This window comes from Rhodococcus sp. IEGM 1307, from assembly GCF_030056915.1.
GTDB lineage: Bacteria > Actinomycetota > Actinomycetes > Mycobacteriales > Mycobacteriaceae > Rhodococcus_F > Rhodococcus_F opacus_D.
Genome location: NZ_JASHKW010000003.1, coordinates 1 through 23,077, shown reverse-complemented (window position 1 = coordinate 23,077; position 23,077 = coordinate 1). Strand labels below are relative to the sequence as shown.

26 protein-coding genes are annotated in these 23,077 nt (G+C 67.8%); 17 read left to right on the top strand and 9 right to left on the bottom strand.

All coding sequences use genetic code 11. The features are described from left to right. Nucleotides 1–62: 62 nt before the first annotated feature. The 4 genes from nuoL to QM841_RS06320 all read left to right on the top strand — a co-directional run bounded on the left by nuoL (nt 63) and on the right by QM841_RS06320 (nt 6,072). Complete coding sequence (gene nuoL, locus QM841_RS06335; protein ID WP_280781590.1) at nt 63–1,985, top strand: NADH-quinone oxidoreductase subunit L; 1,923 nt, start codon at nt 63–65, stop codon at nt 1,983–1,985. Then, nucleotides 1,982–3,553, top strand: a complete 1,572-nt coding sequence (locus QM841_RS06330) for an NADH-quinone oxidoreductase subunit M (RefSeq protein ID WP_280781591.1) — start codon at nt 1,982–1,984, stop codon at nt 3,551–3,553. The genes nuoL and QM841_RS06330 overlap by 4 nt, the downstream gene beginning before the upstream one ends. Continuing rightward, nucleotides 3,550–5,172: an NADH-quinone oxidoreductase subunit NuoN gene (nuoN, locus tag QM841_RS06325; RefSeq protein WP_283331320.1), complete on the top strand. Its 1,623-nt coding sequence runs from the start codon at nt 3,550–3,552 to the stop codon at nt 5,170–5,172. Before QM841_RS06330 ends, nuoN begins: the two co-directional genes overlap by 4 nt. A gap of 165 nt (nt 5,173–5,337) precedes the next feature. After that, nucleotides 5,338–6,072 (top strand): DUF1906 domain-containing protein, encoded by a 735-nt coding sequence (locus QM841_RS06320; protein WP_280781593.1) that lies wholly within the window; start codon nt 5,338–5,340, stop codon nt 6,070–6,072. Between the two features lie 3 nt (nt 6,073–6,075). Here the strand turns inward: QM841_RS06320 and QM841_RS06315 are convergent, their stop codons facing one another. Beyond that, nucleotides 6,076–6,579 (bottom strand): nuclear transport factor 2 family protein, encoded by a 504-nt coding sequence (locus QM841_RS06315; RefSeq protein WP_283331319.1) that lies wholly within the window; start codon nt 6,577–6,579, stop codon nt 6,076–6,078. 103 nt (nt 6,580–6,682) lie between these two features. Between QM841_RS06315 and QM841_RS06310 the strand changes: the two genes are divergently transcribed. Together QM841_RS06310 and QM841_RS06305 are read left to right on the top strand one after the other, a co-directional pair. Further along, on the top strand, nt 6,683–6,829 hold the full coding sequence (locus tag QM841_RS06310; protein ID WP_009479175.1) for a hypothetical protein: 147 nt from the start codon (nt 6,683–6,685) through the stop codon (nt 6,827–6,829). Between the two features lie 75 nt (nt 6,830–6,904). Continuing rightward, complete coding sequence (locus QM841_RS06305) at nt 6,905–7,375, top strand: MarR family winged helix-turn-helix transcriptional regulator (RefSeq protein ID WP_280781595.1); 471 nt, start codon at nt 6,905–6,907, stop codon at nt 7,373–7,375. A gap of 10 nt (nt 7,376–7,385) precedes the next feature. On the opposite strand, the gene QM841_RS06300 is transcribed toward QM841_RS06305, so the two are convergent. Further along, entirely contained in the window at nt 7,386–7,736 is a 351-nt protein-coding gene (locus QM841_RS06300; RefSeq protein ID WP_280781596.1) for a hypothetical protein, read from the bottom strand. Nucleotides 7,737–7,846: 110 nt separating this feature from the next. Next, entirely contained in the window at nt 7,847–8,629 is a 783-nt protein-coding gene (locus tag QM841_RS06295) for an Rv1157c family protein (protein ID WP_198602241.1), read from the bottom strand. 318 nt (nt 8,630–8,947) lie between these two features. Between QM841_RS06295 and QM841_RS06290 the strand changes: the two genes are divergently transcribed. Next, complete coding sequence (locus QM841_RS06290; protein ID WP_280781597.1) at nt 8,948–10,279, top strand: mannosyltransferase; 1,332 nt, start codon at nt 8,948–8,950, stop codon at nt 10,277–10,279. Here the strand turns inward: QM841_RS06290 and QM841_RS06285 are convergent. Then, nucleotides 10,227–10,511, bottom strand: a complete 285-nt coding sequence (locus QM841_RS06285) for a 4a-hydroxytetrahydrobiopterin dehydratase (protein ID WP_005239148.1) — start codon at nt 10,509–10,511, stop codon at nt 10,227–10,229. The genes QM841_RS06290 and QM841_RS06285 overlap by 53 nt on opposite strands. A 58-nt stretch (nt 10,512–10,569) precedes the next feature. Between QM841_RS06285 and QM841_RS06280 the strand changes: the two genes are divergently transcribed. After that, nucleotides 10,570–10,950 (top strand): (deoxy)nucleoside triphosphate pyrophosphohydrolase, encoded by a 381-nt coding sequence (locus tag QM841_RS06280; RefSeq protein ID WP_280781620.1) that lies wholly within the window; start codon nt 10,570–10,572, stop codon nt 10,948–10,950. A gap of 2 nt (nt 10,951–10,952) precedes the next feature. Here QM841_RS06280 and QM841_RS06275 read toward each other — a convergent pair whose 3' ends face one another. Next, a complete protein-coding gene (locus QM841_RS06275; RefSeq protein WP_162130660.1) occupies nt 10,953–11,120 on the bottom strand; it encodes a hypothetical protein in 168 nt (55 codons plus the stop codon). 342 nt (nt 11,121–11,462) lie between these two features. On the opposite strand from QM841_RS06275, the gene typA reads away from it, so the two are divergent. The 6 genes from typA to QM841_RS06245 all read left to right on the top strand — a co-directional run bounded on the left by typA (nt 11,463) and on the right by QM841_RS06245 (nt 18,437). Further along, nucleotides 11,463–13,370, top strand: a complete 1,908-nt coding sequence (gene typA / locus QM841_RS06270; RefSeq protein WP_009479182.1) for a translational GTPase TypA — start codon at nt 11,463–11,465, stop codon at nt 13,368–13,370. 122 nt (nt 13,371–13,492) lie between these two features. Further along, nucleotides 13,493–15,313, top strand: a complete 1,821-nt coding sequence (locus tag QM841_RS06265; protein ID WP_283331318.1) for an ABC transporter family substrate-binding protein — start codon at nt 13,493–13,495, stop codon at nt 15,311–15,313. Continuing rightward, on the top strand, nt 15,310–16,188 hold the full coding sequence (gene mshB, locus QM841_RS06260; RefSeq protein ID WP_283331317.1) for an N-acetyl-1-D-myo-inositol-2-amino-2-deoxy-alpha-D-glucopyranoside deacetylase: 879 nt from the start codon (nt 15,310–15,312) through the stop codon (nt 16,186–16,188). Before QM841_RS06265 ends, mshB begins: the two co-directional genes overlap by 4 nt. A gap of 99 nt (nt 16,189–16,287) precedes the next feature. Further along, entirely contained in the window at nt 16,288–16,446 is a 159-nt protein-coding gene (locus tag QM841_RS06255; RefSeq protein WP_005239161.1) for a hypothetical protein, read from the top strand. Nucleotides 16,447–16,460: 14 nt separating this feature from the next. Continuing rightward, nucleotides 16,461–16,889, top strand: a complete 429-nt coding sequence (locus QM841_RS06250; RefSeq protein WP_283331316.1) for a hypothetical protein — start codon at nt 16,461–16,463, stop codon at nt 16,887–16,889. Nucleotides 16,890–16,919: 30 nt separating this feature from the next. Continuing rightward, on the top strand, nt 16,920–18,437 hold the full coding sequence (locus QM841_RS06245) for a catalase (protein ID WP_280781601.1): 1,518 nt from the start codon (nt 16,920–16,922) through the stop codon (nt 18,435–18,437). On the opposite strand, the gene QM841_RS06240 is transcribed toward QM841_RS06245, so the two are convergent. Continuing rightward, on the bottom strand, nt 18,434–18,811 hold the full coding sequence (locus QM841_RS06240; RefSeq protein WP_280781602.1) for a VOC family protein: 378 nt from the start codon (nt 18,809–18,811) through the stop codon (nt 18,434–18,436). The genes QM841_RS06245 and QM841_RS06240 overlap by 4 nt on opposite strands. Before the next feature lie 39 nt (nt 18,812–18,850). Between QM841_RS06240 and QM841_RS06235 the strand changes: the two genes are divergently transcribed. Then, the gene (locus QM841_RS06235; RefSeq protein ID WP_283331315.1) at nt 18,851–19,684 is read left to right on the top strand and encodes a uroporphyrinogen-III synthase; all 834 of its coding nucleotides are present in this window, start codon (nt 18,851–18,853) and stop codon (nt 19,682–19,684) included. A gap of 66 nt (nt 19,685–19,750) precedes the next feature. On the opposite strand, the gene QM841_RS06230 is transcribed toward QM841_RS06235, so the two are convergent. From QM841_RS06230 to QM841_RS06220, 3 genes are read right to left on the bottom strand one after another with little or no spacing between them, the layout of a single operon-like run. Then, nucleotides 19,751–20,464 (bottom strand): uracil-DNA glycosylase, encoded by a 714-nt coding sequence (locus QM841_RS06230; RefSeq protein ID WP_283331314.1) that lies wholly within the window; start codon nt 20,462–20,464, stop codon nt 19,751–19,753. Further along, nucleotides 20,449–21,990, bottom strand: a complete 1,542-nt coding sequence (locus tag QM841_RS06225; RefSeq protein WP_283331313.1) for a PH domain-containing protein — start codon at nt 21,988–21,990, stop codon at nt 20,449–20,451. The genes QM841_RS06230 and QM841_RS06225 overlap by 16 nt, the downstream gene beginning before the upstream one ends. Further along, nucleotides 21,987–22,487, bottom strand: coding sequence for a PH domain-containing protein (locus tag QM841_RS06220; RefSeq protein ID WP_283331312.1), 501 nt, complete (start codon nt 22,485–22,487; stop codon nt 21,987–21,989). The genes QM841_RS06225 and QM841_RS06220 overlap by 4 nt, the downstream gene beginning before the upstream one ends. An 83-nt stretch (nt 22,488–22,570) precedes the next feature. On the opposite strand from QM841_RS06220, the gene QM841_RS06215 reads away from it, so the two are divergent. After that, nucleotides 22,571–22,756: an Rv3202a family protein gene (locus QM841_RS06215; RefSeq protein WP_005566848.1), complete on the top strand. Its 186-nt coding sequence runs from the start codon at nt 22,571–22,573 to the stop codon at nt 22,754–22,756. A gap of 100 nt (nt 22,757–22,856) precedes the next feature. Then, nucleotides 22,857–23,077: hypothetical protein (locus tag QM841_RS06210; RefSeq protein WP_283331595.1), on the top strand; the 221-nt coding region annotated here is incomplete at its 3' end.

Here is a 23,077-nt window from a genome sequence, read left to right as displayed (position 1 = left end):
ATGACGCACATCCTCGAGAAGGTGACTTTGCCCGACGACGACGCCCCGATCGGCGGTGCGGCATGAGCGGAACGCTCTCGTCGGCCGTGTGGCTGCTGCCGGTTCTGCCCCTCCTCGGCGCCGCCGTGCTCCTGCTGGTGGGCCGCCGCAGCGATGCGTGGGGCCATCTCCTCGGCTGCGCGACGGCATTGGTCTCCTTCGCGCTCGGCGTCGTCTTCTTCGTCGACATGCTGGGCAGCGATGCCGCCGAGCGGGTCGTGCACCAGACCCTGTTCAGCTGGGTGCCGGTCGGCGAACTCCAGGTGGATTTCGGTCTCCAACTCGACCAGCTGTCCGTGTGCTTCGTTCTGCTGATCACCGGGGTGGGTTCGCTGATCCACATCTACTCGGTCGGCTACATGGCGCACGATCCGGAGCGCAGGCGATTCTTCGCCTACCTCAACCTGTTCCTCGCGGCGATGCTGCTGCTGGTGCTGGCCGACAACTTCCTGGGCCTGTACGTCGGCTGGGAGGGCGTCGGTCTCGCCTCGTACCTGCTCATCGGGTTCTGGCAGTACAAGCCGTCCGCGGCGGCGGCCGCGAAGAAGGCGTTCGTGGTCAACCGCGTCGGCGACATGGGCCTGGTCCTCGCGATCATGATCATGTTCTCGACTTTCGGCTCGATCGAATTCGCCGACGTGTTCACGCGTGCCGACGCCGCCAGCGAGGGGGTGCTCACCGCGATCGGGCTCGCGCTGCTGCTCGCCGCCTGCGGCAAATCGGCGCAGGTCCCGTTGCAGTCCTGGCTCGGTGACGCGATGGAGGGCCCGACACCGGTGTCGGCGCTCATCCACGCCGCGACCATGGTCACGGCGGGTGTGTATCTGATCGTCCGGTCCAACGCGATCTTCGACCTGGCCCCGAATGCCCAGCTCGCCGTGGTGATCGTCGGGGCGGTGACCCTGCTGTTCGGCGCGATCATCGGCTGCGCGAAGGACGACATCAAGAAGGCGCTGGCGGCGTCCACGATGAGCCAGATCGGGTACATGGTGCTGGCCGCCGGTCTGGGACCGGCCGGGTACGCGTTCGCGATCATGCTGCTGCTCACCCACGGCTTCTTCAAAGCCGGCCTGTTCCTCGGCGCAGGCTCGGTGATGCACGGCATGAACGACGAGGTGAACATGCGCCGCTACGGCGGTCTGCGCACCGTCATGCCGATCACGTTCGTCACGTTCGGGCTGGGATACCTGGCCATCATCGGGATTCCGCCGTTCTCCGGCTTCTTCTCCAAGGACAAGATCATCGAAGCGGCGTTCGCCGCCGAGGGCGTCCAGGGCGTCGTCCTCGGAACGGTCACGTTGCTCGGCGCGGGACTCACCGCCTTCTACATGACCAGGGTGATGCTGATGACCTTCTTCGGACAACCGCGGTGGGCTTCCGGGGCGGGCGACGAAAAGGGGGATGTTCCCGTCGCCGACCCACACGAATCGCCAGGGGTGATGACGGTGCCGATGATCCTGCTCGCGGTGGGCTCGGTCGCCGCCGGCGCCCTACTCGCCGTCGGCTCCTCCCTGCAGCACTGGCTGGAACCGGTGGTCGGTGCCCACCACGGCGAGCCCGCCCTGCCCGTGTGGGCGATCACCGCACTCACGCTGGTGGTGGTGCTCGCGGGAGTCGCGGTGGCCTACCGGCAGTACGCCCGGCAGCCGATCCCCGAGGTCGCGCCTGCCGACGTCACCGCGTTCACTGTTGCGGCCCGGAAGGACCTGTACGGCGACGCGTTCAACGAGGCGGCGCTGATGCGTCCCGGGCAGGAACTGACGCGAACACTCGTGACCGTCGACGGCAGCGGCGTCGACGGTGCCGTCAACGGGTTCGCCGCGCTCGTCGGCGGAACGTCGATGCGGGTGCGGCGCCTGCAGACCGGGTTCGTCCGGTCGTACGCGCTGTTCATGTTCGCGGGTGCGGCCCTCCTGGTCGCCACGATGCTGGTGAGGCTGTGGTGAGCGGCTTCCCGTGGCTGACCGCCCTCTGGGTACTGCCACTCGTCGGCGCCGGTGTGGTCCTGGCATTGCCCGTCCACAAGCGCGCCCTCGCGAAATCCGTCGCCGTGGGCGTGTCCGTGGTGGTGCTGTGCCTGGCAGTCGTGCTGGCGATCCGGTTCGATCCGACCGGCGAGCAGTACCAGTTCGTGGAATCCCACGCCTGGATCCCGGCGTTCGGCACCCGGTACATCCTGGGCCTGGACGGAATAGCGCTCGTCCTGGTGCTCCTCACCACCGTTCTGGTGCCGCTGCTGTTGCTGGCGGGGTGGAACGACGGTGACACCGCGCCCGACTACGGGCAGCGGCGGATGGCCCACACGTACGTGGCGCTGACGCTGATGGTCGAGGCGATGGTGATCGTGTCGTTCACCGCCCTCGACGTCCTGCTCTTCTACATCTTCTTCGAGGCCATGCTCATCCCGATGTACTTCCTGATCGGAGGATTCGGCGGGGTGGGGAGGTCGTACGCCGCGGTGAAGTTCCTGCTCTACAACCTGTTCGGCGGCCTGATCATGCTCGCCGCGGTCATCGGGGTGTACGTGGTGACGGCGCGTCAGGACGTCTTCGGCGGCGGCACCTTCGACTTCCGGGTGATCGTCGCCGAAGGGCTGGACGCCGACCCCGGCGTGCTGAAGGCACTGTTCCTCGGTTTCATGTTCGCGTTCGCGGTCAAGGCGCCGTTGTGGCCGTTCCACACGTGGCTGCCGGGCGCCGCGGTGGAAGCCACCCCTGCGAGTGCGGTGCTCATGATGGCCGTGGTGGACAAGGTCGGGACGTTCGGCATGCTGCGGTACTGCCTGCAGATGTTCCCGGAGGCGTCCGCATACTTCGCTCCGTTCGTCACGGTGCTGGCGGTAATCGGAATCATCTACGGCGCGGTACTGGCCATCGGTCAGACCGACGTGATGCGACTGATCGCCTACACGTCGATCTCGCACTTCGGGTTCATCATTCTCGGCATCTTCGCCATGACGAGCCAGGGACAGGCCGGTTCGACGCTGTACATGGTCAACCACGGCATCTCGACCGCGGCGCTGTTCCTGATCGCGGGGTTCCTGGTGTCGCGGCGCGGCACCCGCCTCATCGCCGACTACGGCGGCGTGCAGAAGGTCGCGCCGGTGATGGCCGGGACGTTCCTCGTGGCGGGCCTCGCAACGCTGTCGCTGCCGGGGCTGGCACCGTTCATCAGCGAGTTCCTCGTCCTGGTGGGCACGTTCTCGCGCTACCAGATCGCTGCCGTGGTCGCGACTTTCGCGCTCGTCCTCGCCGCGATCTACGTGCTGTGGCTCTATCAGCGGATGATGACCGGGCCGCTGAAGGAGGGCAACGAGACCGTCCGCGATCTCGTGCGCCGTGAGATCGCGGTGGTGGCACCGCTGATCGCCCTGCTGCTCGTCCTCGGCGTCTACCCCAAGCCCGTGCTGGACGTCATCACCCCCGCGGTCGGCCACGTCCTCGTCACCGTCGGTCAGCACGATCCTGCACCCACCGTCGCCGGGCAGGACCCAGAGGGAGGCACACACCGATGAGTACCTCCGAACTCGTACTCGCCCAGTCCACGACGCTGCGAGCGCCGGACATCGAATACGGTCAGCTGGCACCCATGTTGATCGTGTTCGGCGTGGCCGTCGCCGGTGTGCTCGTCGAGGCGTTCCTGCCCCGGCGCGGCCGCTACTCGAGCCATCTCGTCCTCGCGCTCGGGGGACTCACCGCCGCGTTCGTGGCCGTCGTCATGCTCGCCGGGACCCGCGACTCCGCGGTCGGGGGCGCGGTGGCCGTCGACGGTCCGACGCTGTTCCTCCAGGGGACGATCCTGCTGATCTCGATACCCGCGATCCTGCTGATCGCCGAGCGGAGCGTCGACAGTGGGGTCCGAGTGGCGACCGCGGAGGTCACAGCCGCGAGCGGAGCCGAGCCGGAAGGCGGAACCGACGCCTTCACCCCGCAGGCGTTCGCCGTCCCCGGCAGTGTCGCCGAACGGGAGGCCACCAAGAACGCCCCGGGGCATACCGAGGTCTTTCCCCTCACCCTGTTCGCGGTCGGCGGGATGCTCCTGTTCCCGGCGTCCAACGACCTCCTCACCATGTTCGTCGCGCTCGAGGTGCTCTCGCTGCCCCTGTATCTGCTGTGCGGGCTGGCGCGGCGTCGCCGTCTCCTGTCGCAGGAGGCCGCCCTCAAATACTTTCTGCTCGGGGCGTTCTCGTCGGCATTCTTCCTGTTCGGTGTGGCGTTGCTGTACGGCTACGCTGGCACCGTCGAGTTGCCGCGGATCGCGGACGCGCTCGCCCGGGGCACCGACGACAAGACTTTGGCGCTGATCGGTACCGCGCTCCTGTCGGTGGGCCTGCTGTTCAAGATCGGCGCCGTCCCGTTCCACTCGTGGATTCCCGACGTCTATCAGGGTGCGCCGACTCCGATCACCGCCTTCATGGCGGCGGCCACCAAGGTCGCGGCCGTCGGCGCGATGCTGCGCATCTTCTACGTGGCTCTGCCCGACCTGCGCGCAGACTGGCGGCCCGTGATGTGGGGCGTCGCCATCCTCACCATGGTGGTCGGTGCGGTCATGGCCGTCACGCAGAACGACGTCAAGCGGATGCTCGCGTACTCGTCGGTCGCGCACGCCGGGTTCATCCTCACCGGTCTGATCGCGGCCAACCGGGCGGGTCTGTCGTCCACGATGTTCTACCTCCTGGCATACGGATTCAGCACACTCGGCGCGTTCGCCGTCGTCACCCTGGTGCGGGACAGCCGGGGCGAGGCGACGGACCTGTCGCGGTGGGCGGGGCTGGGTCGGCGTTCGCCACTGGTCGGCGGGGTCTTCGCACTGTTCCTGCTCGCATTCGCCGGAATCCCGCTGACGAGTGGGTTCGTCAGCAAGTTCGCGGTCTTCCAGGCCGCCATCGAGGGCGGTGCCGTTCCGCTCGTCCTCGTCGGTGTCGTCAGCAGCGCGATCGCGGCGTTCTTCTACGTCCGCGTCATCGTCCTGATGTTCTTCTCGGAGCCGCAGAGCGACGCCCCGACGATCGTGGTGCCCAGCATGTTCACCGCCGCGGCCATCGCCGTCGGAGTGGTGGTGACGGTGGTGCTCGGAATCCTGCCGCAGGGGGCACTCGATCTGGCCGACCAGGCTGCGGTGTTCTTCCGCTGACGCGTTGCGCCGCCCGGTTCGGCGCGGGTCGCGAGTGTCCGATGTGACGGATGTAGTCCAAGTGGCTGGCGGGACCCGTGTGAGTGTGGTGGAATGCAAACCGGACAACATACCGACTGAGCGAGAGTGAATGTCGGAGACACGCCGGAGCGCGACCGATCGGATATGGGGGCCACAGTGCAGATTTCTCGGAGAGACCTGTTCCGGTACGCGGCAGCGGGATCCGCCGTGGCCGGGATCGCGGCGCTCACGTCCACCACGTCCTCGGTCGCCGTCGCGAAGGCGGACAGTCTCGGCATCCTGATCGACTACGCCGGTGGGGTGCCGTCGGCGGACGCCATCCTCGAGGCCGGTTATGCCGGCGCCATCCGCTACGTGTCCGACCGCCGTCCCGGCGCCGAATGGATGGAAGGCAAGCCGATGCTCGCCGACGAGGCGCAGGCGTTGCTCGACGCCGGACTGTCGGTCGTCTCGTGCTATCAGTTCGGCAAGGGTCCGACGGCCGATTGGCGCGGCGGTCTCGAGGCGGGCAAGCGGCACGCGGAGCGTGGGCTCGAATTGCATCTCGCCGCAGGAGGTTCCGAGGATCGACCCATTTACGCGTCCATCGACGACAATCCCACGCCCGCCGATTTCCTCACCATGATCGCCCCGTACCTCGCCGGGTGGGAGTCAGTGGTCGGCAAGGCGAACACCGGCATCTACGCCAACTCCACGACGCTGGATCTGGCGGTGCTCGCCGGCCTCGGGTCGTGGTACTGGCAGCACGACTGGGGCACACCCGAGGGGTACGTCCACCCGTCGGCGCACCTGCACCAGTACGAGATCGACGCGAGCAACGTCGACGGGATCGGTATCGATCTCAACGACATCCTCAAGCCCGACTACGGCCAGTGGTGACCGCTAGGCCGCCGGTTGCCCACCCATCCTCGTGAGCCACTCCCGGGCGTCGTCGGGTAGCGTGCCAGCGGCTTCCGCTGCGCGACACCACTTCTTGGCCGCGGCGAGGAAATTCATCGGGTTGTACGCGTCTTCCTCACGCGACCACAGGTTGTCGCCGGCGTAGTGCAGGATCGTGATGTTCGCTGCGGCGTGCTCCGAACCGTCGCCGGGATCCTCCATGGGGTTGTCGATCTCGCAGATGACCCATCCGCGGTCCTCGTCGAGCACGTACCAGTTCGCCGGGAACGCGGTCATCCGGCTACCGGGGAAGGCCGACATGGTGCGCGTGACCCATTTCCGAATGGCCTCGCGTCCGTCGAAGTGTCCGAAGGCGTGCTCGACGTACACGGCGTCCTCCGTGAAGAGGTCGGCGAAGCCGTTCCAGTCTCCGAGTTCGACGCAGCGGCTGACGGTTCGCTGGTAGTGCGCGAAGGCCTCTTCGAGCTCGGCACGACTCCACGGCATGTGTGCATCCCCTTCTCTCGTCCGGCACCCGAGCGCGAGCGCCTCCGGAAATAAGAACACGTTTCAGTTCGTGGGTGGGGCATTTTCCGGTGGATGGGACGGCGTGAAACGCTCCTCGGCGCAACTCCGATTACCTGTTGTCACTCTTTTCACTCTGGAACCCGGAGGTTCTCCCATGGAGCTGCTCGTCAATTTCGTGTACACCGTCGCCTCGGTCCTCTACACCGCGCTGTTCGTCAACGGGTCCTGATCGGGATGTGCACGCTACACATCTTGTGTATGGTGCACAATAATGCCTCGGGCAGAATGACGGTAACTACGGGAGGTGTCGGTGTCCGAACGCGACGAGGTGGCGGCTGCTGTCGAGAACGAATTGACATTGCTGTCGCGCTATCACGCCCATGCGCAACGGGCGGGATTCCAACTCGACCGTTCCGCCTACCTCCTCCTCGGACGACTGGAACTGGAACATCCGCTCAGCCTGAAACAGCTCGCCGAGGCCTTCCGGCTCGACATCTCGACGATCAACCGGCAGATCGGCGCCTTGCTGAAGCGCGGCCTCGTCGAACGCGTCCCCGACCCGGACGGGGGAATGGCCCGCAAGGTCGAGGCCACCGCGCTGGGACTCGAACAGCTTCACGCCGACCGGGCGCTGGGCCGAAAAGGCGTCGAGCGCATCATCGCCGAGTGGAGCGACCACGACCGGGGCGAGCTGCGCCGGCTGCTGACGAAGTTCAACGGCGAAATCGAGAAGTACGACGGCAACTCCTGGCCGCGCACCGGGCGGACGTCCTGACCGGACCGAGTCAGGACTGGACGTGCGCGGTCGCGTCCCGGGCGAGGTCCGGTTCCTCGGCGATGACCGTGAGGTGAGGGTGTTCCGGCGGCGAGTCGTGCCACCCCCTCCAGGACATCAGGGACCACCGCGACAGCCCCGACAGCGCAGACCCGAGGCTGGCGAACGAGGCGGTGCTCAGTGCCGAGCCGGCCGACCCGACCGACCCGATCGAGAGCACTGAGCCGACACTCCCGATGGACAGGATGGAGTAGGCGGAGCCGATCGAGAGAATCGACCCCTCCGAACGGATCGACAGTATCGAACGCCGGGCGTGTCGCGATCGCAGTGAGTGGTCGGGTGTGTGATGCGTCGAGGGCATTCCTCGGTCTACCACGGTGGTGCCGTCGGCAAACAGTGAACCGGTGCAGACGTGAGTGAAGGGCCCTTCCGAATTTTCCGGAGGGCCCTTCACTCGTCAGCTGTGAGGAGTTACGCGACCTGGAACATGCCGACGGTGGGGAGGAAGCTGCACGTGATCGGCGCGGCGCCCTCTTTCTGCGTGGTCAGTCCACCCGACACGACCGCGAGGACGCGGCCGGGGCCGGTGTCCGCGATCGCCGACAGGGTTGCCGGTCCGTCGGGGTTGATCTTGGCCTCGTTGGTGAGGTTCTGGGTGGCGCGGCGCTGGTTGTCCAGGTTGATCCACGTCACGGTCAGCGGCTCGGGCTGTTCGGCGGCAACGGAACTGGTTCCGAGGGCGGTGAACACGAAACCGGCCTGACCTGCCTTGGGTCCGGGCGGGGGCAGCTGGGCCGGACCGGGGACCGCGAGTGCGGTGCCCACGGAGTCGGCGCCCTCTCCGATGCAGCCCTTGCCGATCGTCGGGTAGAGGAACTGCGCGATGACGGGTGCGTTCTCCTGCGGGATCTCGGGGCCGCCGCCGCCGCTGCCGTCGAGGAACGTGATGACGCGCTCGAGAGTGGACTTGAGCTCCGGCGGGATGCCGGGGGACTCGAGGAGGATGCGGGCCTGGTCCAGGATCGCGTCCTGAGGTCCTGCGGCGATGTCTTCGGTACCAGCGGCTGCGCCGATGATCGCGGGTGCGAACGATGCGAGCATCTCCACGGGGATGCCTTCGGGCACGGGCGGCGGCGTCGGCTGCGCATTCGCCTGGGCCGGCACTGCCATTGCGGCTGCTGCGGCAACAGCGAGAGCAGTTACTGCTCTGCGCATACCTCGGGTTCGAAGCACAGTCTCCCCATCCTTAGTCATAACAGCGTGGACGACAACTCAATCCACGTCTGACGGCTCGGGGGGTCACTCTATGTACAGCGCCCCCGGGTTGTACAGCTCACGAGTTCGTTCACCGATAGCTGCGGCATCCCGGTGGGAGTGTATGGCATACAGACCCCGACGGTGATCTTCCGGTGACCATAGCTTGTGGCACGTGTGGTTCGTGTGATTGGTGATGCAACTGTTACGCGCGGCTACGGACACCTCGGGGTCCGCGGCGGGCGCCGTCTACGCTGTGCGGGACCGTTTCGGGATCGGCTGAGACATCTACACACCTCACGGGGAGAGCACCACACTGTGTCCGACCATGCAGCGTCCGACGACGGAGCAGCCTCCGACGACCCGTCATCCGAGCGTTCTCCCACGTCGTCCCGGGGAGCGTCCGCCCTGCACGGCCTGTTACGGTGCGCGCCTGTACTTCTCGTGCTGTCGGTGCTCGGGCGAATGGCGTGGACGCTGTTGAGTCCCAACGGGATGAACCTCGTCGACCTGCACGTCTACGTCGACGGTTCCGAGGCGCTCCGCGGTGGCAGTCTCTACGACTTCACCTATTCGGAAGTGACACCGGACTTTCCGCTGCCGTTCACCTACCCGCCGTTCGCCGCGCTGGTCTTCTTTCCCCTGCACTACCTGCCGTTCCCGCTGGTCGGGGTCGGCTGGCAACTGCTCACCATCCTCGCCCTGTACGCGCTGGCGCGCATGAGCCTCGGGCTCGTGCTCGGTGACGCCGCGCGCAGCCCGCACTGGCGGGCGGTCGCGGTGCTGTGGACCACGGTGGGGGTGTGGGTGGAACCGGTGCGCACCACGCTGGACTACGGCCAGATCAACGTGTTCCTCGCGCTGCTCGTGATGACCGCGGTCCGCAGCTCCCGGTGGTGGCTGTCCGGTGCGCTCGTCGGTTTCGCCGCCGGGATCAAGCTGACCCCCGCGATCACCGGCCTCTACTTCCTGATGCAGCGCCGATGGAAGGCCGCGGTCTTCTCGGGTGTCGCGTTCGCCGCGACCGTCGGAGTCAGCTATCTCCTGATCGGCTCGGAGGCGCGGGAGTACTTCACCCACCTGCTCGGCGACGCCGACCGCATCGGGCCGGTCGGCTCGGTGTGGAATCAGTCCCTGCGCGGCGCGTTGTCGCGGCTGCTCGGGTACGACGTCGAGACGGGCGCCCTCTGGCTGCTGGCCGTGGCGGTCACGGTGGTCCTCGCCGTCCTGGCCTGGCGGGCGATCGCCCGGGACGATCGGCTCGGCACCCTCGTCATCGTCGAGCTCCTGGGGCTGCTCGTCTCACCGATCTCGTGGTCACACCACTGGGTGTGGGTCATTCCGATGCTGATCTGGCTGCTGCACGGCCCCTACGGATCGATGCTGGGAACCCGGATCCTCGCCGGATACTGGCTCGTCACCACCCTCATCGGCGTGCCGTGGGTGCTCAGCTTCTTCCAGGACTCGATCTGGCTGATCTCCCGGCCCGCGGTACTCGCGTGGCTGGGCACGGTCGACGTGGTCGGCGCGTTCGGTGTCTACGCCTGGGTGGCCTACGCCGGGCGCCGCCCGAAGCGTGCCGTGGCCGCCGCCCCGGTCAGCCCGCCAGTGAGTCGATCTGCGCAGCAAGATCCAGATCCAGCTGCGTGAGCCCGCCCGCGGAATGCGTCGACAGCGTGTAGGTGACCTTGCGCCACCTGATGTCGATGTCCGGATGGTGGTTCGCGGCCTCCGCCGCCTCCGCGACCTTCCGGACCAGCTCGACGGCTTCGGGGAAACTCGGCGACTCGACGGTGCGGACGAGGGAATCACCCGCCCGCCGCCACCCGGGCAGTTCTGCGAGCGCGGTGTCGATCTCTCCGTCTGACAGCAACTCGGCCATACCCCATGATGGTGCGGTGCCAGTGGAACGTGCAAGGCCTGTCGACCACGCCGGCGAGGTGGTGGCGGCCGCGATCATCGTCGACGGCCGGCTGTTGCTCGCGCAGCGGACGCGGCCACCGGAACTCGCGGGACTGTGGGAGCTGCCCGGCGGCAAGGCGGAGGCGGGGGAGACCGCCGAGGACGCGCTGCGCCGCGAACTGCGGGAAGAACTCGGGATCGAGGTGTCGGGCGGCGACCGGATCGGCGACGACGTGCCGCTGCCCGACGGCCGGGTGCTTCGCGCGTACCGGGTGGAACTGGTGTCGGGAACACCCGTCGCGCTCGACCACGCGGACCTGCGGTGGGTGGACGGACGGGAACTGGGGGAGATCGACCTCGTCGGCAACGACCGCGGGTGGGTGCCGGACCTGCGGCTGCACCTGAACGGGTGGGGCTGACCTCAGGCCGCGCGGGCCTTCTTGAGCCCCTTCTTCAGTTCCTTCTTGGACGCGCCCTCGTTCTCGAGCTTCTTCATGCGCATGATGACCACCGGGCACTTGATGCAGCGCGTCTTGCTGCGGCAGCACTTCTTCTTCGGCTTGAGACCCGAGACCTTGCTGGCCTTCACCTTGCCCATACTCGGCTCGGCCTTCCTACTACGGGGAACACCGGTATCGCCGGCTCCACCCAGGTTAGCGTCCCCTCAGCTTTCGGCCCCGACTCACGCGCGATTCGGGCCGAATTCGACGTGGCGCAGATCACTTTACGCTGGTCGGGCAGGGCTCGGGCAGCCGGCGATGCGCGAAGTAGCCGCTCGGGCGGGTAGTATTCACGTGGCCGCGATGCCTGCACTGGGCGATTTACCATCGCCTCGACGAGGATTCTGAATCGAGATGACAAGGCGGCCGCCAGAAAGCCGTGCGAGGGAACTTTCGCGTGGCCGAATCAACTCAGCCAGGAGAGCCACCGCGTGACCATCACCAGCTTCCGTAACGTTGCCATCGTCGCACACGTCGACCACGGCAAGACCACTCTCGTCGACGCCATGTTGCGTCAGTCGGGGGCATTCGAGGAGCGCGCCGAACTGGTCGATCGCGTCATGGACTCCGGCGACCTCGAACGCGAGAAGGGCATCACCATCCTCGCGAAGAACACCGCCGTCCACAAGCATCACGCCGACGGCAGTGTCACGGTCATCAACGTCATCGACACCCCCGGTCACGCCGACTTCGGTGGCGAGGTCGAGCGCGGCCTGTCCATGGTCGACGGTGTCGTCCTGCTCGTCGACGCATCCGAGGGCCCGCTGCCCCAGACCCGCTTCGTGCTGCGCAAGGCGCTCGCCGCGTCGCTGCCCGTCATCCTCGTGGTCAACAAGACCGACCGTCCCGACGCCCGCATCGAAGAGGTCGTCTCCGAGAGCCACGACCTGCTGCTCGACCTGGCGTCCGACCTCGACGACGAGGCCGCGGAAGCCGCCGAGCTCGCCCTCGACCTTCCCGTTCTGTACGCCTCGGGCCGCGAGGGCAAGGCGTCCAAGGTTCAGCCCGAGAACGGTCACGCACCGGACGCCGAGAACCTCGACGCCCTGTTCGAGGTGCTCCTCAACTACGTGCCCGCACCCAAGGGCAACGTCGACGCGCCGCTGCAGGCCCACGTCACCAACCTCGACGCCTCCGCGTTCCTCGGCCGCCTCGCCCTGGTCCGTATCCACAACGGCGAGCTGACCAAGGGCCAGACCGTCTCCTGGTGTCGCGAGGTGGACGGCGAGCCCGTCGTCACCAAGGCCAAGATCACCGAACTGCTCGCCACCAAGGGCGTCGAGCGTCAGCCCGCCGAGAAGGCCGTCGCCGGTGACATCGTCGCCGTCGCCGGTTTCCCCGACATCATGATCGGCGACACCCTCGCCGACCTGGAGAACCCGGTCCCGCTGCCGCGGATCACCGTCGACCAGCCCGCCATCTCGGTGACCATCGGCACCAACACCTCACCGCTCGTCGGCCGGGTCAGCGGACACAAGCTGACCGCCCGCATGGTGAAGTCGCGTCTCGACCAGGAACTCGTCGGCAACGTCTCGCTCAAGGTCCTCGACATCGGTCGCCCCGACGCCTGGGAGGTTCAGGGCCGTGGTGAGCTCGCGCTCGCCATCCTGGTCGAGCAGATGCGCCGCGAGGGCTTCGAGCTGACCGTCGGCAAGCCGCAGGTGGTCACCCGTCAGGTCGACGGCAAGGTGCACGAGCCCTTCGAAGAGCTCACCATCGACAGTCCCGAGGAGTACCTCGGCGCCATCACCCAGCTCCTCGCCAACCGCAAGGGCAAGATGGTGCAGATGGCCAACCACGGCGCGGGCTGGGTCCGGATGGAGTTCATCGTCCCGTCGCGCGGCCTGATCGGTTTCCGCACCGACTTCCTCACCGAGACCCGCGGCACCGGCATCGCGAACGCCGTGTTCCACGGCTACGCGCCGTGGGCCGGCGAGATCCGCGCCCGCCACACCGGCTCGCTCGTCTCGGACCGCACCGGTTCGGTCACCCCGTTCGCGATGATCCAGCTCGCCGATCGCGGAACGTTCTTCGTCGAACCCGGCGCCGACACCTACGAGGGCATGGTCGTGGGCATCAACCCGCGCCAGGAGGACCTCGACATCAACGTCACCCGCGAGAAGAAGCTGACCAACATGCGTCAGTCCTCCGCCGACGTGATGGAGACCCTCGCCAAGCCCATCAAGCTCGAGCTCGAAGGCGCGATGGAGTTCTGCGCCGGCGACGAGTGCGTGGAGGTCACCCCGGAGGTCGTGCGCGTGCGCAAGGTGCACCTGTCGGCCACCGACCGTGCCCGTGAGCGTTCACGCTCCAAGGCCCGCGACAAGGCTGCTCTGTAGTCGGCACGTCCGACCACGTCATACACAACCGGGCGAATGTACCTTCGGTCGATCGCCGGCCGAAGGTACATTCGCTCGTGGGTTTCCGGAGCCTTCCGGTATCTCTGAGGAAAGGCGGCGCGGTGGTTGCTGGGGGTCGACTCGCGAGAGTTCGAGGAGTACGGGGCCGAAGGCGCGGGAACGGTGCGGCGGTGACCGCGCTCCTGCTGGCAGTGTCGACGGCGATGCTCACGTCGTGCACCGCCGATCCGCCCCCGCCGGTCGAGAGCACCGACAGCCCCAAGCCGACGGTGTCGCCGACCGAGAAGCAGCCCGTCGTCGTCGCCATCGACGACGTGGGCAGCGGATTCAACCCGCACCTCCTGTCGGACCAGTCGCCGGCGAATTCCGCGGTCAGCGCCCTCGTGCTGCCGAGCCCGTTCCGGCCGGTGCCCGATACTGCCCGCCCAGGCGGCAGCACCTGGATTCCCGACTCCTCGCTGGTGATCTCCGCGGACGTCACGTCGCAGGAACCGTTCACCGTCACGTACCAGCTGCGGAACGAGGCGCAGTGGTCCGACGGCGCGCCCATCGCCGCCGAGGACTTCCGCTACCTGTGGCAGCAGATGATCAGTGCCCCCGGCGTGGTCGACCCCGCAGGCTACGAGCTGATCGAGGACGTCAGGTCGTCCGGTGGCGGCAAGACGGTCAGCGTCGTCATGAAGGCCGCCTACCCGGCGTGGCGTGAACTCTTCACCGACCTGCTGCCGTCGCATCTCATCAAGGATTCCCCCGGCGGCTTCGCGACCGGACTGTCCGAGAACATCCCGGTGTCGGGCGGGCACTTCCACATCAAGTCGATCGACCGCGGACGCGACGAGATCCTGCTCGAACGCAACGACCGGTTCTGGGACAAACCGGCGACGCCCGACCAGATCCTGATGCGCCGCGACGGCACCCCGTCGCAGCTCGCCGACTCGATGCGCAACAACGACACGCATATCGTCCAGATTCACGGGGGCACAGCCACTTCCGCCCAGCTGGCGGCGATCCCGACGGTGCGGACGGGTTCGTCTTTCCAACCGCGCGGACTCGACCTCACGCTGAACGGCCGGGTTCCCGAACTCGCGGACGTCCGGGTGCGGAAGAGTCTTCTGGAGCTGCTGGACACCGACCTGCTCGCCGTCGTCGGGGCCGGCAGTGAGGCGGCGGCGGTCCCGGCGCGCTCGCAGGTCTACGCCCCCTCCGATCCCGGTTACACCGCGACCGCACCCGCACGGCCGGGCCGCGAACAGGTGCTCGCGCAGCTGGCCGAGTACGGATACGTCGCCGAAACTTCCACGGGCACCGTCGTTCCCACAGGCGTGGCGCCGTCGACCCGGCTCGTCCGCGACGGCGTCCCGCTGACGCTCGCCATCGGGACACCCGAGGGTGACGACACCGCCAGTGCAGTCGCCAACACGGCCGCCGACCAGTTGCGCGGCGCCGGTGTCGACGCCACCGTGACGTCGCTGCCCGCTGAGGAGTTGTACGGGGAGTCGCTGAGCAAGGGTGAGATCGGGGCGGTCGTGGGTTGGTCGCGCGCCGGATCCGACCCGGCGACGGCGCTGGCCTCCCGTCACAGTTGCCCGCCCGCAGTGGTCGCGGCAACGCAGCCGAACACCGAAACCGCCGACCCCGAACGTGATTCGGTTGCGGACGCCGAGGCCCCGTCGAATCTGTCGGGAGTCTGCGACCCCACCCTTCAGCCGTCCATCGACGCCGCGCTGCGGGGGGTCGGTGATGTGCCGCAAGCTCTCGCCGACGCCGACCGCAAACTGTGGGATCTGGCCGCGGTGCTACCGATCATGCAGGACCGCACACTCGTCGCGGCGGGACCCGGCGTCGACGGGGTGTCGCTGTCGGGGGCCGTGCCGGTCGGAATATTCAGTGACGCAGCGGACTGGAGCAGGATCAAGGAATGAGTGAGCGGCGACTTCTGCTGGTTCATGCCCATCCCGACGACGAGACCCTCACCACCGGCGGCACCATCGCCCGCTACGCCGCCGAGGGCGCCGACGTTCACGTCCTGACGTGCACGCTCGGCGAGGAAGGCGAGGTGATCGGCGACGAGTGGGCGCAGCTGGTCGCCGACGCCGCCGATCAGCTCGGCGGTTTCCGGATCGGCGAACTGACGTCCGCGCTGTCGTGTCTCGGTGCGGGAAGGCCGCGGTTCCTGTCGGGGGCGGGGCACTTCCGTGATTCCGGCATGGCGGGCACGGCGTCGGCAGCCAACCCGCGCGCCTTCGTCAACGCCGACCGCGACTCCGTGACCGCCGCGATGGTGGCCGTCATCCGGGAACTGCGGCCGCACGTCGTGGTCACCTACGACCCGGACGGCGGGTACGGGCACCCCGACCACATCCAGGTGCACACGGTCACCACCGCGGCCGTCGAGGCGGCGGGTTCGGCGCAGTACCCGGACTGCGGCGAACCGTGGGAGGTCGCAAAGCTGTACTGGACGGTGACCGAGGCGAGCGCGCTCGAGTCGGGAATCTGCCGTATCGGAGACATCCCCGACGGCTGGCGGTTGCCGGAGCCCGGCGAATTGCCGAGCGTCCCGGACGCGGACGTGACGACGGTGATCGACGTGCGGGGCGTGCTCGACGCGAAGAGGGAAGCGTTGTCGGCGCACGCCACCCAGGTGACGGTGGCGCCGAGCGGCACCGAGTACGCGCTCTCCAACGACATCGCACAGCCGATTCTGGCGGAGGAACACTTCGTGCTGGTCCGCGGCGCCGCCGGGGAGCGGGACGCCGACGGCAGGGAACGGGACCTCTTCGGTGGCATCGGTCACTGACCGCAGGTATCTGTGACGAGCCTTACGTATTACACTGTGGCCCACGTCACGCAGCGGCCCCGGTCGAGTCCGTGTGACACCCGTCAGGAGAGGCGATAGATGTACAACTGGGATGTTCAGAACGCCATCGTCGCGTTCGTCGATACGCTCCGGCCGTCGTGGCCGGCCCAGCACGACCTGTACTACAGCGTGCTGTACGGATTCGCCGACATGCAGAGCCATTTGCTGACCCTGCTGGGCTACCCGCCCGTCGCCTGATCCACTATTGACACATGACCGTCGGCACCGCAGCGAAACCCGGGCACCTCGATGTTCTGGGGAGGGTCACCCTCGCGCTGCTGGTGTTCGACGGTTTTCTGTGCGCCGTCCTCTCGGTGCTCTTCCTGCCCACCTACCTCGGCGCCACGCCGTTCCCGATCAGCATCCTCGCCGCCGCGGTCGCCAACCTGGCGCTGGTGATCGCAGCCAAGTCGACGACCGGCCGGGTGGGCACGGGCGTGCTGCCGCTCACGGGGTGGGGGTTCGGTTTCCTGCTCTGCATGTTCGGCGGTCCGGGCGGCGACGTGCTCATGCTCGCGTCCGTCTGGACGCTCCTGCTCCTGATCGGTTCACTGGTCCCGGCGGCGGTCTACCTGTGGAAAGTCAGCGCGAAGGCGGCGTTCGGATCTGTTTCACCGACGGTGGGCGAGGGTACGCGGTAGCGACCAGCAGTCTGCTGAAGGAGCACCGCGATGACAGATCAGAACTTCACGACCGACGACGCCGGCATCCCGGTACCGAGTGACGAGCACTCGCTCACGATCGGGACGGACGGGCCGATCCTGCTCCAGGATCACTATCTGATCGAGAAGATGGCCCAGTTCAACCGCGAACGCGTTGCGGAGCGCCAACCGCACGCCAAGGGAGGCGGGGCGTTCGGACGGTTCGAAGTTACCGAAGATGTCTCCGCCTACACGAAAGCCGATCTATTCCAACCCGGCAAGAAGACGGACCTGCTGATCAGGTTCTCGTCCGTGGCCGGCGAGCGCGGCAGCCCGGACACGTGGCGCGACCCACGTGGATTCGCCGTGAAGTTCTACACCGACCAGGGCAACTACGACATGGTCGGGAACAACACACCTGTTTTCTTCGTGCGCGACCCGATGAAGTTCCAGGACTTCATCCGCTCGCAGAAGCGACGTGCCGACAACAACCTCCGCGACCACGACATGCAGTGGGACTTCTGGACGTTGTCCCCGGAGTCGGCGCACCAGGTCACGTGGCTCATGGGCGACCGCGGCATCCCGCGCACCTGGCGGCACATGAACGGGTACTCCAGCCACACGTACATGTGGGTGAACGCCGCCGGCGACAAGTTCTGGGTGAAGTACCACTTCAAGACCGACCAGGGCATCGAGTTCTTCACGCAGCACGAGGGCGACCAGATGGCGTCCATGGACACCGATTACCACACGCGAGACCTGTGGGAGCACATCGAAGGTGGCGAGTACCCGAGCTGGACCTTGAACATGCAGATCATGCCGTTCGCGGATGCCGACGACTACCGGTTCAACCCGTTCGACCTCACCAAGGTGTGGCCGCACAGCGACTACCCGCTGATCCCCGTCGGCCGGATGACGCTCGACCGCAACCCCACGGACTACCACTGTGAGATCGAACAGGCCGCGTTCGAGCCCAGCAACCTGGTCCCCGGCATCGGCCCGAGCCCGGACAAGATGCTGATCGGCCGACTGTTCTCCTACCCGGACGCCCACCGCTACCGTATCGGCGCCAACTACAAGGAGCTGCCCGTCAACAGGCCGCACGTGCCCGTCCGCTCGTACTCGAAGGACGGCAACATGCGGCACCACAACCCCGGGGATCCGGTCTACGTGCCGAATTCCAAGGGCGGCCCGCACGCCGACCCGTCGCAGGTGGGGGAGACCGCCACCTGGTACAGCGCCGGCGACATGGTCCGCTCGCCGTACGCGCTCCACAGGGAGGACGACGACTGGGGGCAGGCCGGGACGATGGTCCGTGAAGTGCTCGACGACGCCGCCCGGGACCGCTTGGTGGACAACATCGTCGGCCATCTGCTGAACGGCGTCAGCGAACCGGTTCTGGCGAAGGCGTTCGAGTACTGGCGCAACGTCGACAAGACCCTCGGCGATCGGATCGCCGACGGTGTCGGGAAGAAACAATCGGAGACCGACCCGAAGGCGGGCGAACAGGCCAATGCGGCGCGCAGCAGCGCGCAGGCGAAGGCCTAACGCTCGAACGCCACCGGGTGCCGAGGCTGGTACAGCATCATCTCGCCCGCACCGGGAATCTTCACGGACGTGGTGAGGCCGTACCCGTCGTCGCGGATTCCGCGGGTGAACTCGGCACCCTTGGCCTCGAGTTCCGCGACGGTCGACTCGATGTCGTCGCACATCAGGGAGATCTCATGGTGCGGCCGCGTCGACCACGGCTCACCGCCCCGATCGTCCGAGGTGGGGTGCACACCCATCTCGGACGGTCCGGTGCGGAAAATCAGCCAACCGCCGCCGGCGTCGACGTGTGACCAGCCGAGCACGTCGCGGAAGAAGTCGCGGGCCGCCTCGGCGTCGTCGGCGTAGACCAATGTGTGCACAGCAGTGATCATGTGGGCAGCTTAGTGCGATTCGTCCGTCACACTGGGAGAATGTCGAACGACGAACTTTCCGGACTGACCATCGCCGTCACCGCCGAACGCCGGGCCGCCGAGTTCATCACGCTCCTCGAACGGCACGGGGCCGCCATCGTCCACACACCGGCCATCCACGTGCTGCCGCTCGTCGACGACACCGATCTGCGGTCCCGCACCGCCGACATCATCGCGTCGCCGCCGGACCTACTCGTCGTCAGCACCGCCGTCGGATTCCGCGGATGGCTGGACGCGGCGCGGGCCTGGCACGAGGAGGACGCACTGCTCGCCGCCCTGCAATCGGCGCGGATCATCACCCGCGGTCCCAAGGCGAAGGGCGCCGTCCGCGGCGTCGGCCTGCGCGAGGAGTGGTCGCCGGAAACCGAATCGTCCGAAGAGGTGCACCAACACCTCGTCGCCGAGGGTGTGCGCGGTCTACGAGTCGCGGTCCAGTTGCACGGCACCATCACCGAATGGGAACCGATGACCGACCTGAGCGTCTCCCTCGCCGGCGCCGGGGCCGAGACGACGGCCGTGTCGGTGTACCGGTGGATCAGACCCGAGAACCAGCAGCCGCTGCTCACACTGCTCGACCAGATCATCCGAGCCGAGGTCGACGCCGTCACCTTCACCAGCGCACCCGCCGTGTCGTCGCTCCTCAGCACCGCGAAGGACACCGACCGCGTCGAGCCCCTCCTGCACGCATTCGCAGGTCCGGTCGCACCCGTCTGCGTCGGCTCGGTGACCGCCTCGCCCCTCACCGCCCTCGGCGTCGACACCATGCAACCCGCCCGCCCCCGGCTCGGCAGCATGGCCAAATACATCATCGAGGAACTCCCGAACCGGCGGTAGCTGGGTGAACGGCACCTTCGGCGCTTCAGGCAGGTCGGATGTACCGTTCGCCCCCCGGAGGTGTGGTCACCCGATCAAGCCGGCGACGCGGGCGGCCTCGGACAGCACCGACTCGAGCATGGCGGGCGTGAGGCGGCCGGTGAAGGTGTTCTGCTGGCTGACGTGGTAGCAGCCGAACAGGTGCAGGGGACGTTCGGCGCCGGGGAGTTCGACGTGCGCGCCGTGCCCGAACTTGGGTCGCGGCCGGGGGACGGCCCAGCCGGCGTCGTCGAGGACGGGGAGCAGCGACTGCCAGCCGAATCCGCCGAGCACGATCACCGACCGCAGGTGGGGTTGCAGGATGCGCAGTTCGGCGTCGAGCCAGTGGCGGCAGTTGTCGCGTTCGTCCGGGGTGGGCTTGTTCGCGGGCGGCGCGCAGTGCACCGGGGACGTGATGCGGACGCCGAACAGTTCGAGGCCGTCGCCGATGTGGGTGGCGGTGGGCTGGCTTGCGAGTCCCACGGCGTGGAGTGCGGCGTAGAGGAAGTCGCCGCTGCGGTCGCCGGTGAACATGCGCCCGGTGCGGTTCGCGCCGTGGGCGGCGGGGGCGAGACCGACGATCAGCAGGGACGCGTCGGGTGGACCGAATCCGGGAACCGGACGTCCCCAATAGGTTTCGTCGCGGAACGACGCGCGCTTCTCGCGTGCGACCTTCTCCCGCCATTCGACGAGGCGGGGGCAGGCTCGGCATTCGATCAGCTGCGCGTCGAGACCGGCGATGTCGGTCAGCGCCGCGCCCACACGTCACCTCCGCCGGGTGTCACCGACTCGACGAGCGACCACGCCTGGTCGGCAGGCAGATCGATCACCAGGTATTTTCCGGTGCCTGCGGGTGTGGCGGCGATGATGGTCGCCACCCCGGCCCGCCGCTGGAAGAATGTCTGCCGGACGGTCCACCCGATGATCCCGTCGGCTTCGAGGCTGTCCCGGGCGCGGTCGAGGGAGCCGCTGCGGGTGATCAGCCACCCGGGGAGCACCGCATGGCCGAGGCCGCGGTACCGGTCCCACGCCAGCAGCACACCGCCGACGGCGAGCGCGACGATCGCGGCCCACGCGGCCCAGAACACGGGCCGATCGAGGATCACGAAGACCAGGGCGACGGCGAGCGCGATCTCGGCGGGAATCAGGGCCCGCGTGTAGCGCCGCCGCTGGGCGACCGGTCCGTGCGGGGTGAGCGGTGCGGCGGCCTGGCGGTGGTCGCCGATGACGGTGGCCATCACCCGTTCCGCTTCCGCGCGCGGTGCCTGGGGGAGCAGGAGTGACGACTCCCGTCTCTCGGCGCTGACGCCGGTCATGACGGCATCCAGTCGGGCGCCGCCGGCGAGTCGGAGGAGGAGTGGTTCCTTGAGGGTCGTCCCGCGCAGGCGGGCGCGGTCCAGGGTGGTCTGACGGGTCTTCAGCAGGCCGTGGCTGACGTGCAGGGTGCGGCCGTTGTCCGTCAGCGCCATGTTGCCGTACGTCAGGAGGTACCGGATGCACGCCAGGGCGCTGGCGGCGATCAGGAGGACGACGATCCCGACGACGACGGCGATCGCGATCCCGACGCGCTCAGCGGATTCGATGCCTTCGGCCACCGTCGACGAGCGGGCGATCTTCGCGCCGATCCCGTACTGGAACGCGAGACCGACGATCGCCGCGATGGTCACCACGCCCGTCACCGAGAACGGGGCGTAGCGGACCCAGGCCGGTGTCCAGTGGCCGATCTCGGTGACCGCGGGCTCCCGCGCGATCGCGGTCGGCTCGACGTCGGGGGAGGGCTTCCGGGTGAGGAGCGCGGCCCGCAGGTCGGGAACCAGCCCGGTGGAGAGGGCGTTGAGTTCGAACTTCGCCGCGTCGGGTTTGGAACCCACCTGCTGGCCGGTGCCGATGCGCACGATCGACAGCCCGAGCAGGCGATGCAGGACCCCCGCCTCCACGTCGACGGACCGGATGCGGTTGCGTGGTACCGACAGCAGGCGTTTGCGGAACAGGCCCTGCCGCAGTTGCACGTGGACCGGGCCGATGCGGTAGCTCGTCGTGAACCAGCGCGAGATGCCGAACACCACGAACACGACGATGGCGACGAGACTCCACACGTGGTTGCCGCTCTGGGTGCCGATCACCAGCGAAATCAGCAATACGGGCAGCAGTTTGACGATCTCGTTGACGGGGTGGACGAGCAGCATCCGGCGGTCCAGGCGCAACCAGGGCTGTTCCTCCTCGGCGGCGACCGCAGCCTCGCCGTGCGCGATAGGGGGAGCGATTCCCGGTTCCGGTGCCGCACTCATGTGGCGTCACCGACATTGGTGCCCGCGATCTCGGTGAGCCGCGCGACGGTGCGGTCGGCGGTGTCCTGATCGAGGGCGGAGATCTTGACGGCACCGGCGGACGACGCCGTCGTGACGGTGACGGTCGCCAGCCCGAGCATGCGGTCGATGGGTCCGCGTTCGGTGTCGACGGTCTGGATGCGGGAGATGGGCGCGATGCGTCGTTCCTGGGTGAACCAACCGCTGCGGGTGTAGACCGCGGTATCGCTGATCTCCCAGCGGTGCACCCGGTACCGCCAGAGCGGGACGACGGCGACGTGGAGGACCGCGAGCACGACGGTGACCGTGAGGACCGTGACGTGTACCCACACGGGCCACCAGTGGAAGACGAGAGCGACGACTTGCACGACGAACAGCGGAAGCCAGAGCAGGGCGGCGTTGATCGCCCACAGTTGCTTGGCCTTGGGGCTGGGCCGCCACAGCGGGTCCGCCATCGTGACGGTGGTGGGCACACTCATGCCCCTACTTTGGCCGTGCCCCGGCATTCTGTCGAGAACCGTCCTATCGTGGGAGAACCCCCCGAAGTGAAAGGAGCGCAGACATGACGTCATTCGATGCGGCCGATTCTCCGGAGGTTCCCGAGGCAGACCGGCTCGAGCAGGAACTCGCCGTGGACGACGACAGTTCCGACGAGGTCGAAGAAGTGTCGTCACTGGAGGTGAACGAGGCGGACGTGGCCGAACAGAGCCGGGCGGTTCCGGTCGACGAGGACTACCCCCGCGAATAGCGATCCGCACGGTTCGCGGGAGTCTGGGTGGCAGTAGCCGTCGTCGATGGCGCATGATCGCTGGGTGACCCATTCAGGTGAAGAATCCGGCCGGCCCACGATGCTTCCCATGCCCGGTGTTCCGGCACCAGCTCCGTCCGGCGCCTCTGCGCAGGAAGTGGCCCCCTCCGCCTCCGCCATGCGGCGGGTGCTGCGACGTGCCCGCGACGGCGCCACTCTGAACGTGGACGAGGCGACGACCCTGCTGCAGGCCCGCGGCGACGACTTGGCCGATCTGTGTTCGTCGGCGGCGAAGGTCCGGGATGCCGGGTTGCTGGCGGC

Bases quoted from the DNA above. Each gene is read 5' to 3' on its own strand.
- nuoL (WP_280781590.1), top strand. From the start codon at position 63: ATGAGCGGAACGCTCTCGTCGGCCGTGTGGCTGCTGCCGGTTCTGCCC.
- nuoN (WP_283331320.1), top strand. From the start codon at position 3,550: ATGAGTACCTCCGAACTCGTACTCGCCCAGTCCACGACGCTGCGAGCG.
- QM841_RS06320 (WP_280781593.1), top strand. From the start codon at position 5,338: ATGGGGGCCACAGTGCAGATTTCTCGGAGAGACCTGTTCCGGTACGCG.
- QM841_RS06315 (WP_283331319.1), bottom strand. From the start codon at position 6,579: ATGCCGTGGAGTCGTGCCGAGCTCGAAGAGGCCTTCGCGCACTACCAG.
- QM841_RS06300 (WP_280781596.1), bottom strand. From the start codon at position 7,736: ATGCCCTCGACGCATCACACACCCGACCACTCACTGCGATCGCGACAC.
- QM841_RS06295 (WP_198602241.1), bottom strand. From the start codon at position 8,629: ATGACTAAGGATGGGGAGACTGTGCTTCGAACCCGAGGTATGCGCAGA.
- QM841_RS06285 (WP_005239148.1), bottom strand. From the start codon at position 10,511: ATGGCCGAGTTGCTGTCAGACGGAGAGATCGACACCGCGCTCGCAGAA.
- mshB (WP_283331317.1), top strand. From the start codon at position 15,310: ATGAGTGAGCGGCGACTTCTGCTGGTTCATGCCCATCCCGACGACGAG.
- QM841_RS06255 (WP_005239161.1), top strand. From the start codon at position 16,288: ATGTACAACTGGGATGTTCAGAACGCCATCGTCGCGTTCGTCGATACG.
- QM841_RS06250 (WP_283331316.1), top strand. From the start codon at position 16,461: ATGACCGTCGGCACCGCAGCGAAACCCGGGCACCTCGATGTTCTGGGG.
- QM841_RS06245 (WP_280781601.1), top strand. From the start codon at position 16,920: ATGACAGATCAGAACTTCACGACCGACGACGCCGGCATCCCGGTACCG.
- QM841_RS06240 (WP_280781602.1), bottom strand. From the start codon at position 18,811: ATGATCACTGCTGTGCACACATTGGTCTACGCCGACGACGCCGAGGCG.
- QM841_RS06235 (WP_283331315.1), top strand. From the start codon at position 18,851: ATGTCGAACGACGAACTTTCCGGACTGACCATCGCCGTCACCGCCGAA.
- QM841_RS06225 (WP_283331313.1), bottom strand. From the start codon at position 21,990: ATGAGTGCGGCACCGGAACCGGGAATCGCTCCCCCTATCGCGCACGGC.
- QM841_RS06220 (WP_283331312.1), bottom strand. From the start codon at position 22,487: ATGAGTGTGCCCACCACCGTCACGATGGCGGACCCGCTGTGGCGGCCC.
- QM841_RS06215 (WP_005566848.1), top strand. From the start codon at position 22,571: ATGACGTCATTCGATGCGGCCGATTCTCCGGAGGTTCCCGAGGCAGAC.